The organism is Marinobacter sp. bablab_jr008 (genome assembly GCF_016464145.1).
GTDB classification, from domain to species: Bacteria; Pseudomonadota; Gammaproteobacteria; order Pseudomonadales; family Oleiphilaceae; genus Marinobacter; species Marinobacter nauticus.
The window spans coordinates 1-283 of the sequence record NZ_JACDWW010000004.1 but is presented as its reverse complement, the minus strand read 5'-3'; the positions used below and the strand labels follow the sequence as shown (position 1 = coordinate 283).

Here is a 283-nt window from a genome sequence, read left to right as displayed (position 1 = left end):
TGTAGTTTGGCTGTAGGAAGCTCAACCAAGCCTTCCGAGAACCGGAAACGTCGACAACATCCACGACGCAAAGAGTGTCATCCGACCGGTGAGCACCATTACTCCCATTACAACGAGCACCAAGCCAGCAAGCGCTCTCAGTAGTCTACTCCAGCGACTGAGCCAGCGTACTCGTTGCCGAAAGTGTTCAATAAACAGGGCAGTTCCGAGAAAAGGGAGAGCTAACCCGAACGAATACGCCGCCAGATACAGCATGCCAGCCTCAGCATTGGCATGGGTGGAG

Annotated in this window: 1 protein-coding gene; it reads right to left on the bottom strand. The window is 54.1% G+C overall.

Features of this window, described 5'->3' with window-relative positions:
* Positions 1–21: 21 nt before the first annotated feature.
* On the bottom strand, positions 22–283 hold a 262-nt coding region (locus JIF53_RS00025), incomplete at its 5' end, for a cytochrome c biogenesis protein CcdA (protein WP_323127127.1).